Origin of the sequence: Kitasatospora sp. NPDC085879, assembly GCF_040686255.1 — a bacterium.
In the GTDB taxonomy this organism is placed as follows: domain Bacteria; phylum Actinomycetota; class Actinomycetes; order Streptomycetales; family Streptomycetaceae; genus Kitasatospora.
In genome coordinates this window covers 35,119-44,982 of record NZ_JBFBJZ010000062.1, presented here as the reverse complement: position 1 = coordinate 44,982, position 9,864 = coordinate 35,119, and the positions used below count along the sequence as shown (strand labels likewise).

The following is a 9,864-nucleotide window of genomic DNA, read 5'->3' as shown; positions in this document are numbered from 1 at the left end:
GAGCTACCTTGCAGGCCTCTACCTCCGCGCCTCGATGATCTGGATAGACGACCTCGTGCGACCACTCAATTGATCACAACCTCACACAGGCCCTAATACTCCAGCTGTAGATCTCGATCTTGTGTGACTGAGCACTTCCCTCGGTGGCTGAGCGCAGGATCTGGCGAGGTGATCCGTGACTCACATACGGTGATCGCGCTGTGCCGCACCAGCTGGGCAATGGAAGTGGGGCCTCCCGCACAACTCGGGTGCCAGGACACTGCGGGGCCAGTCCCGCGCCGACACAACGGTTCGAGTATGCCTACCGAGGGACAGACAGGCACCTGACCTGGGAAAAACTTGACCCTACCTTCGGATTGGGAATCGCTTCTAACAGCATGCTCAGCCGAGCTGCCCGGTCGGCCGCATGGTGATGTGGTTGATGTCCACGCCCGCAGGCTGGTTGAGGGCGAAGACGATCGTGTTCGCGATCTGCTCGGCAGTCAGCGCCGTCTCGGGGCTGCCGCCGCGCTCGTCCCAGAACGGGGTGTCCACCACCCCGGGAGCGACGACGGTCACGCCGACCCCGTCCTGGCCGACCAGCAGCCGGGTGTTCTCGGCCAGCGCGTGCACGGCCCATTTGGTGACCGAGTACAGGTTGCCGGGCGTGTGGCGCACTCCCGCGACCGAACCCATCAGCACGATCCGGCCCTTGGAGTCCCTGAGCTGCGGCAGGGTCTCCCGCACCAGCAGCGCCGGGCCCAGGACGTTGGTGAGGACCATGGCCCGCATGTCCTCGGGGGTGTGGCTCTCCAGGTTCCCGGGCAGCGAGAACCCGGCGTTGGCAATGACGTTGTCCAGCCGGCCCCAGGTGTCCACCACGCGGCGCACGGCGGCGGCGACGTCGTGCTCGTCGCTGGTGTCTCCGGTGATCGTCAGCAGCCGCTCGCCCGCTCCGGCCGTGGCGGCGAAGGCGGCCAGCTTGTCCGCGTCCCGTCCGGTGACGGCCACCCGGTGGCCCTCCTTGAGCAGGGCGCGGGCGGTGGCGGCACCAATGCCGGTCGAGCCCCCGGTGATCAGCGTGACGGGTCCCATCGGACGGCCTCCTCGGCGATGCGGTCGGGGCACGGCCTTACCGACTGTCCCCAGAACGCCTGCACTATAGCCCCGACTCCACCACCCAGGCCTGCTCCACCGCCCCCAGCGCCACCTCCCACGGGTACGCCGCCCGATCGCTTTCCTTCGGCGCCTTCGGCACGAACTCGCCTTCCCCGTACAGCACCCGCACGCCGGCCCCGCGCAACGTCTCGACGCTTCTTCCAAACTACGGACGCGCCGCCAGCGCGGAGTTGACGCTCGGCAGCATCACGAGTGGTGTCCGCCTGCCTATCGCCTCGGCGGCGAACGCCACCGGCCACTCCGAAGCAAGCCCCAGGGTCAGCGAATTGACGGTGCTGAGAAGCGATTCCCAATCCGAAGGTAGGGTCAAGTCTTCCCAGGTCAGGTGTCTGTCTGTCCCTCGGTGGGCAGGCTCGAACCGTTGTGTCGGCGCCACGAAGGTGGCTGCCAGCCGGCGCTAGACCCGTCTCGTGACTGTCCACGATCTTGGCCAAGGGAACAGGTGTTTGACCCTTGGAAGCCATTGTCGTACCGATCTTGGTGAGCATCCGTTCGATTGTGGCGACTCGGTCGGGTGATCTTGTGGCGTGCCCTGCATGAAGGCAGGGCCTCTGGTGCAGCTCGGGTTTGTCGAAGACCATGAGCGCGCCAGGAGGCCCTGTTGCCGCAGTTGTGCGCCCTCGCATGCGCCGACTCCAACTCGGCTGCTCGTGAGTGTGATTGTCTCGCTCACCGGTTCGGGAACGCCGGGAACCGGCCGCACAGGCGACCGAGGTATCCGTCCGACATGAGCGACGCGGAGTGGGCGGTCGTGCGCGACGCGATGCCTGTGCCGGGGTGGTTGGAGGGCAGGGGTGGGCAGCCGGAGGGCTATTGCCACCGGCAGATGGTGGACGCGGTGCGCCCCGTGTGGGGTGACCTGCGCGCCATGCTCCTCTCACCTGCGGCCGCGCTGGCTGCAGGCTGCCTTCGCAGGGGCTACCCCGTCGAACAAGAAGGCTGCATCGTCCAACAGGTCCTGGCCCTACTCGAAGCAATCCCGTCCAGGTAGGCACTGGCCACAACACCCGTCCCAGGGACCGGGCTACCTCCCGCTCGAGTACTCCGGCGCCCGTCGGTCGGGTGCTGTGCCTGTCATTCCGGACGACGACGCGGCGAGCCCACAACGCCCGCAGGTCAGGCCAGTGCCGGTGTGGGGCCCGCGCTTCGACGGGCACTGGGTCCTGTGGGAATGCGCGATTCCACGCGCGATGGGCACTGATCCTGTCGATGCTGCGTGGGCAATCGGCGCGCTCCGACAACGGGGGCATTCGTCGGGCCGGGTGTGGCCGAGTATCGCGGATGGTCAGGACGAGGGCTCGGATGCTCCACGGCGCTTGGATCGCCGGTGGAGGACGGCGGCAGCGGCAATGGCAGCGGCGATGGCTGCGGCGATCGCGGCGGTGACCAGGCCGGCGCCCTGGGGGTGGGCGGTTGGCGCCCTCGGGGCGCCGGTCGCGGTGGGGGCGGACGTGGTGGGGGCGGACGCTGGCGGTGGAGGAGCCGGCGGGGTGATGCCGGAGGAGGCGGTGGTTGCGACGGCAGAGGCGTCCGGCCCGGGTGGGGTGGTGGCCGGGCTTGCGAGGACGGGGCCGGGGCGGACGAAGGAGCGGTGGGGGACGGGGTGGGGGATGCTTTCGCGGGGGTGACCTCGAAGGGGGCGACGGTGTTGTCCTGGCCGGCGTTCAGGGTGCAGGGGACGTCGACCTGGCCGGGCCCGGCCAGGTTGCCCTCGGCGTCCTTGGGCACGAGGTGGAGGGTGAAGTCGCCGGCGGTCACGCGTCCGGTGCCGGGGCGGGTGAAGGAGAGCCGGGGCGCGTTGCCGGTGGCGGGGATTTCGAAGGCGCCGGAGGCGGGGACGGCGGTGCGGGTGATGGTGAGGTGGACGGGGACGGCGGTCTCGTCCTGCGGGGCGAGGACGCGGGTTTCGGCGTCGACCGAGCCTTCGATGGTGCGTACCCAGAGGACGTAGCGCAGGCCGAGGGTGAAGGAGGCCTCGACGGTGGCGGCCGCCCGGATGGCGAAGGCCGGGCTGGACTCGCCGGCCGGCAGGGTGGCCGGGATGTCCGCGGAGATCCTGGCGGTGATGGCTTGTCCGCCGATGGTCGGGAAGAAGCAGGTGTAGTGCAGGGTGGGGGCGGCGGGCCGGGCGGCCGCGGGGGCGGTGGCGAGGGTGCCGACGAGGGCGGTGGCGGTTGCGGCGACGGCCGCGCGCCGGGTGCGCCTGCTCGGGCGGTGCGTACGGGATTCGGCGCTCATCGTGTCCCTTCCGTCGGGTGGCCGCGTCGGCGCTGTCGGCGGCCGTGGCGCTGCTGGTGGCTGCGGGTCAGGTGGCGCTGGATCCAGGCGTGGCGGAACTGGTAGACCGCGCCGACCTGGCGGAGCACGCCGCGCTGGTGGGCGTCGTCCAGGAAGGCGATCAGCGCCCAGGGCAGTTGCCCCGTGAGCGGCAGCCAGATGCGGGCCAGTGCCACCCACTGGCCCCAGGCGGTCAGGCTGAGTCCGTAGCCGAGCCCGGCGCCGAACGCGGCCTCCAGTCCGAACACGAGGCCGACCTCGAAGTCGCGCAGCGGCCCGTACACGATGCCGTTGAGCAGGCCGACGCCGATGCCGAGGACGAGTGCCCAGGTGAGCAGGTGGTAGGCGACGTTGCGGCGGTCGATGTGCAGCAGGTCGGCGGGGCTGACGACGGATTCGGCCGCCCGAGACGGTGACGCCGCGTCTGACCTCCACACCGACCTCGGCCGCCCGCTCGGACAGCACCGTCTCGACCGCTTCGAGGTTCGTCATCACGCCCTCGGACGCCGGGCCGGGCAACCGGAACGGTAGGGCGGTGACATCGACGTCGGCCGGATCGAGCATCATGCCGGCGAAGTGGCCCGCGCTTCGCGGGGGTTGCGGCTCGTCACTGTCGGAGTCCGCACCGGGGACGTCGGCGACGCCCGAGGCCGTCAGCAGCGGGTGCAGCATGCCGCGGCGGTGGAACGCCGCGACCGACGCGGCGGACAGGCCCCGCATCCCCAGTGGATCCGCCTTCCACGGGGAGCGGAGCGTCGGCTCCCGCTCCAGCACCAGGACGGAGCAGCCCGCCAGGCCGAGCTCGCAGGCGAGGAACAGACCGACCGGGCCGGCCCCGACGATCGCCACGTCGTACAGGGGGCTCACCGTGTCTGTCCGTTGATCATGTCGACCAGGCTCTGCGCCGTGTTGGCCCCGGAGTCGATCCTCTGGACCTCGGCGCCGTCGAACATGACCTCTTCGGCGGGGCGCAGGAACATGGCCTCCTCGTACGCGCCGAGCGCGGCCTCGACGTCGTCGGGGTGCGCGGCGAGGGCCTTGCCGAGTTCGGCGCCGTCGAGCATGGCCAGGTTGGCGCCCTCGCCGTTCGGGGCCGCGAGGTGTGCGGCGTCGCCGAGCAGGGTCACGCCCGGCACCCGGTCCCACCGGAGCCCGGTCGGCAGGGCGTAGTGGGGGCGCAGTACCGGTGCGGTGTCGGTGTCGGTGATCAGCGCGGTGAGTTCCGGCGCCCAGCCCTGGAACTCCTGCGCGATCCGCGCGGCGGCCGCGGCGGAATCGGTGAAGTCGATGGCCGCGAACCAGTCCCGCTCCCGGGTGAGTTGCGCGTAGGTGTGCAGGGTGGCGCCGCTCTCCCGGTGGGCGGAGATCTCCTTGCCCGGCGAGGGCGCGATCATCGACCCGCCGCCGACCGCCTTCGCGGCGGCGGCGTGCCGGGTGTCGGCCTCGAAGAGGTAGGTCTCGACGAACGAGGTGCCGGCGTACTCGGGGATGGCGTCGCAGAGCAGCGGGCGGACCCGTGACCACGCGCCGTCCGTGCCGACCAGCAGGCTCGTGACCACGGTGCACCCGCACGCGAACGTCACCTCGTGGCCGCCCTTTCCGAGCGCACGGACGCCGCCGGCCTTGTGGTCCCACCGGACGGTGCCGGCCGGGAGCGAGTCGAGCAGCATCTGTCGCAGGGCACCGCGCATCACCTCGGGGCGGCCGCCGTCGCGTCGGCCCTGTCCATCAGGACGGTCCCGTCCGTGTCGAGGACCCGCATCGTCTGGCGGCCCTCGACGACGATGGCGTGGAACTCGTCCGTCAGATCGGCCGCCTGGAGGGCGAGCTGCCCGTTGTAGTCGTGGATGTCGAGCATTCCGCCCTGCTTGCGCGCGTCCGGGGCGGGGTCGGCCTCGTAGACCCTGGACGGGATGCCGTTGACGTGCAGGACGCGGGCCAGGACGAGCCCGCCGAGTCCGGCGCCGATGATCGTGACAGGGCTGTTCATGATGCCGGCTCCTCAAGGGATCGGACCGCCCGGCGAAGTACGGTCGGTCACCTGCGGAAAGGCAGGCACTCCAACGGTGACGCGGGCCGCTCACACGGGGCTCACACGGCGCTGACGCAGTCGTGCCAACCGGAAGCCGGGTCAACGCAGTTTGGGGACCCATGCCCGCGTAGCGGAAGATCGGGGAATGGACGGCGACACGCGGCTTCACATCACGCTGCTCGGCGAGTTCCGGGCGAGTCGCGGCGACGCCGTGCTGCCCGTCGCGGGGGCGCGGCTGCAGGCTCTGGTCGTACGGCTGGCCCTCGCCGGCGGTCGCCCGGTCCCACCGGGCGTGTTGGTCGACGCGATCTGGGCCGAAAAGCCGCCGGCCGACCCCGCCCACGCCTTGCAGGCCCTCGTCTCACGGCTGCGCCGGACCCTGGGCTCGGCCGGTTACGTCACGCAGGCCACGGGCGGCTACCGGCTGCACGTGGCCGCGTCCGACGTGGACGCGCTGCGGTTCGAGCAGCTCGCCGCCGTCGGCCGGGACCGTCTGCGCGCCGGCGACCGTCATGCCGCGGCGGCCGTGCTCGGCGAGGCCGTGGCACTGTGGAGCGATCACCCGGGCACCGAGCCGACGGCCGTCGCCCCGGTGGCGCCCGCCGTCGCGACCGGGCTGGCCCACACCTCGGTCGAGGCCGTGGTCGGCCTCGCCGACGCCGAGGTGTCCCTGGGCCGTGCCGATGCCGCCGCCGCCCGGCTGACCGCACTTCTCGCCGACCACCCCGTCCATGAGCGGGCGGCCGCGCTGCTGCTGGACGCGCTCGCCGCCCAGGGCCGCCGGGCCGAGGCACTGGCCCGGTACGAGCAGGTCCGCGAAGCCCTGGCCGCCGAACTCGGCACCGACCCGGGCGCCGCCTTGCGCGAGCGCCACGCGCGCCTGCTGCGCGCCGAGCAGCCGGCCCCGGCCGCCGGCCCCTCACGGACCGCGGCCGGCCACCTGCCCGCGCCGCTGACCGGTTTCGTCGGGCGCCGCGACGACCTCGCCCGGATCGACGCGCTGCTCGCCGCGGGGCGTCTGGTCACCGTGCTCGGCCCCGGTGGTGCCGGCAAGACCCGGCTCGCGATCGAGGCCGCCCGCCGCCGGAGCCAGGCGTACCGCGACGGAGCCTGGATGATCGACCTCGCCTCGGTCACCGAGCCCGCCAAGGTGGGCATGACCCTGCTCGCCGGGACCGGGCTGCGTGGCGGCGCGATCGAGGCCCGGACCCGCGGCGAGGGCGACGAAGTGGACGTACTCGTCGGCCGGCTCGGTGGCCGGGAGAGCCTGCTGCTCATGGACAACTGCGAGCACCTGATCGACGCCGTGGCCCACCTGATCACGGCGCTGCTTTCGCGTTGCCCCGGGCTGAGCGTCCTGGCCACCAGCCGCGAGCCCCTCGCGGTCGACGGCGAGGCGCTGGTGCCGCTCGGCCCGCTCACACTGCCCGGCCCCGGCGACGATGTCGAGCAGGCCCGGAGGGCAGAGGCCGTACGCCTGTTCGCCGAGCGGGCCGCAGCCGTGTGCCCCGGCTTCGAGGTCAACGAGGCGACGCTGCCCGAGACCCGGCAGGTGGTGCGCGCCCTGGACGGGATGCCGCTGGCTCTCGAACTGGCCGTGGCCCGGCTGCGGACGCTGTCGCTGCCCGAGCTGGCCGACGGGCTGTCCGACCGGTTCCGGCTGCTCACCACCGGCAGCCGGACCGCGCTGCCCCGGCATCGGAGCCTCGGCGCGGTCATCGCCTGGAGCTGGGACCTGCTCAGTGAGCACGAACGCACGGTCGCCGATCGCGTCTCGGTCCTGCCCGGCGGTGTCACTTCGGCCTCGGCCGCCGCCGTCTGCGCCGGTACGGTGGTGCCGACCTCTGACGTCCCCGACCTGCTCGCGGCCCTGGTCGACCGGTCGCTGCTGCAGCTGGCGCCCGAGCCGGGCCGCTATCGGATGCTGGAGACGCTGCGGGAGTACGGCACGGAGCGGCTGGCCGGCACGGACGACCTCGGCACCGTCCGTGACCTGGCCGCCGGACACTTCGCCGGTCTGATGGCCCGCTACGACCCCCAGCTGCGCGGGCCCGCCCAGTCGGCAGCGGTGCGCGTGATCGGCGCCGAGTACGACAACACGCTCGCCGCACTGCGCCGGCGATGCGACACCGACGACGCCCCCGGAGCCCTCTCGCTCGCCCTGGATCTGACCTGGTACTGGCAGATGCTGGGCCGGACCTCCGACGCGGCCCACTTTCCCCGGGGACCACGCACGGACGCTCATCGGTACCGCACGCGCCTCGTTCCGCCTGCGAACGGGCAACCCGACCGGCGCGCAGAAGGCGCTGACGGATGGCCCACGCGGCGGCACTGCGGACCCGGGACCTGCCCGTCCTGGCCGTCGTGGCGGTCCATACGGCCGCCCTCGCCGACGCACTCGACCTGCATCACCAAGCCGCAGTCCGGCTCGGGGCAGCCTCTCGCCTGCGCGGCACGCACGACCGCACCGACCCGCAGGTGCGTGACCTCACCCGCAGCGCGCGGGCCGCACTGGGCGCAGACTCCTTCGCCGCAGCGTACGGAGAAGGCTGGCAGCTGGACCACACGACGGCCGCGACCGAGGCCGACCCCGCCCGGCTGTCCCGGGACCGGCGGCCGCGCTGATCCGCAACCAGCCACTCGGCCGGGCAAGCGACGTGGCGACCAGTGGCCCGCCCCGGTGATGCCACAGACCAACCGCACCGGCTGCCGCGGCGCGCCAGCCACTCGCTCGTGGCTGACTCCCACGAGTTCTTGTCATCACCCACGACGGGCCAGGGCTTGGCTCTCTGCTGCCTGCGCGCCTGAGACGGCGTGAGCGAGTCAGGAGAGCCCGTCGGCGTAGCGGGTGGGGGCGAGGTGGGCGTTCTTGTCGGTGAGGACATCACCCTTGACGACGGCGAACATGCCGGCGGTGGGGTCGATGACGACGGTACGGTTGTCGCCCTTGCGGGACAGGGTGATCCTGCCCAGCTCGTCCAGGGAGAAGATCTCGGGGCCGGCGATGTTGTGAATGCCATCCAGCGGGGCGCCTGCGGCGACTTCTGCCACCGCGTTGGCCACGTCCTTGGAGGCGATCGGCTGGATCGGCGTGGCTGGCAGCCGGACCGTGTCGCTGTCGGCGGTCCAGGACAGGACGGCGTCCATGAACTCCATGAACTGCGTCGCCCGGACGATCGAGTAGGGGATCGGTCCGGCCGCGAGGATGTTCTCCTGGAGCACCTTGGCACGGTAGTAGTCCAGCTCCGGCACCTGGTCCGCGCCGACGATCGAGAGGATGACGAAGTGGCCGACGCCGCCCTTCTGGGCCGCGGCCAGGAGGTTGTCCATCGAGGTTTGGAAGAACGCCGGGGAGGCTTCGTCGAAGGTCGGGGAGTTCGTCAGGTTGACGACGACGTCGGCTCCCGCCACCGCCTCGTCCAGTCCCTGGCCGCTGATGACGTCGACTCCGGTGGACTGCGAGTGCGGTACCGCCGCGTGCCCGGCGGCGTTCAGATTCTTGACGACCTGCGACCCGATCAGCCCGGTACCGCCGATGACTGCGAACTTCATGACATGCCTTCCGTCGGGGGCATGCCCGAAATATGGCATATGCGCCCTATGCGAGCGTGGCATGCGGAAGCGCTACGCGCCGTCTCGTCAGCCGATCTGGTTCAGGACGTTGCGTCCGCCTCCGACTCTCCCGCGATGGCCCGCATCAGCGCGTGGCTGAGCACGCCGTAAGCCTGAGGCCACCCGCCATCCCTCTGAGATCTGAGAGATCCGTGCCGGCCGAGCCCGGCGGGCTGGCACCCGCGCGCCGAGCTGACGTCTTCGAGGACGGCCTCGCAGCCGCGCGGGACCGCGGAGAGGTCCTGCAGTGCGTCGCCGCCGTGGACGTCGCCTGAGCCCGTGGCCGACGATCGCATGCAGGCCACCGGCACGGGGGCGCAGTTCCGCTGATGGACAGTCATGTCAGCGTCCCTGGTAGCCCTGCGAGGACAGCGACCGGGTAGAAGCCGGTCACACGGTTGCTGCTCGCCAGCACCACCCGTCCGATGCCCAGACGTCGCGCCGCCTCCAGCACGTGGTGGGTGCCGAGCACATTGACGTCCGAGGAGGTCGGTGAGCGGCGCCTCGTCCGCCACACCGCCGAGTTGGAGCACCTGATCGGCGCCCGCCAGCGCGGACTCCGCAGCCTCCGCGTCCCGCAGATCGACCGTACGCACGTCCTCGTTCTCGGCCTCGGGCCGCAGCGCCACCCGGTCGACCAGAACCACCCGCTGCGCCTCCTGCCGCAGCACCGTGCGCATGACGGGCCCATGCTCCCCGCCGCGCCCTCAGCGCCACCGTTCCCTGACCCACTGTGCCTCCCCCTCGCGATGCCCGGACCTGCGATGCCCGGACTCCCGCATCCT

The 9,864-nt window shown here is 71.9% G+C and carries 5 protein-coding genes and 2 pseudogenes; 1 reads left to right on the top strand and 6 read right to left on the bottom strand.

Features of this window, described 5'->3' with window-relative positions; genetic code table 11:
• Positions 1 to 381 precede the first annotated feature (381 nt).
• The 5 genes and pseudogenes from AB0P35_RS33255 to AB0P35_RS33235 form a co-directional block, all read right to left on the bottom strand.
• Positions 382 to 1,074 carry an SDR family oxidoreductase gene (locus AB0P35_RS33255; RefSeq protein WP_363518344.1) on the bottom strand — a complete coding sequence of 231 codons (693 nt, stop codon included), beginning with the start codon at positions 1,072 to 1,074 and terminating at the stop codon, positions 382 to 384.
• A 1,200-nt stretch (positions 1,075 to 2,274) separates the two neighbouring features.
• The gene (locus tag AB0P35_RS33250) at positions 2,275 to 3,396 is read right to left on the bottom strand and encodes a DUF6801 domain-containing protein (RefSeq protein WP_363518348.1); all 1,122 of its coding nucleotides are present in this window, start codon (positions 3,394 to 3,396) and stop codon (positions 2,275 to 2,277) included.
• Positions 3,393 to 3,872 (bottom strand): hypothetical protein, encoded by a 480-nt coding sequence (locus tag AB0P35_RS33245; RefSeq protein WP_363518343.1) that lies wholly within the window; start codon positions 3,870 to 3,872, stop codon positions 3,393 to 3,395. Before AB0P35_RS33245 ends, AB0P35_RS33250 begins: the two co-directional genes overlap by 4 nt.
• Positions 3,841 to 4,293 (bottom strand): annotated as a pseudogene (locus tag AB0P35_RS33240) (FAD-dependent monooxygenase); the annotation flags it as partial. The gene AB0P35_RS33245 and the pseudogene AB0P35_RS33240, both read right to left, overlap by 32 nt.
• Before the next feature lie 5 nt (positions 4,294 to 4,298).
• A pseudogene (locus AB0P35_RS33235) lies at positions 4,299 to 5,425 on the bottom strand (NAD(P)/FAD-dependent oxidoreductase).
• Positions 5,426 to 5,612: 187 nt separating this feature from the next.
• Here AB0P35_RS33235 and AB0P35_RS33230 point away from each other — a divergent pair.
• Positions 5,613 to 8,285 (top strand): BTAD domain-containing putative transcriptional regulator, encoded by a 2,673-nt coding sequence (locus AB0P35_RS33230; RefSeq protein ID WP_363518342.1) that lies wholly within the window; start codon positions 5,613 to 5,615, stop codon positions 8,283 to 8,285.
• 5 nt (positions 8,286 to 8,290) lie between these two features.
• Here the strand turns inward: AB0P35_RS33230 and AB0P35_RS33225 are convergent, their stop codons facing one another.
• On the bottom strand, positions 8,291 to 9,019 hold the full coding sequence (locus tag AB0P35_RS33225) for an NAD(P)H-binding protein (protein ID WP_363518341.1): 729 nt from the start codon (positions 9,017 to 9,019) through the stop codon (positions 8,291 to 8,293).
• Positions 9,020 to 9,864 lie beyond the last annotated feature (845 nt).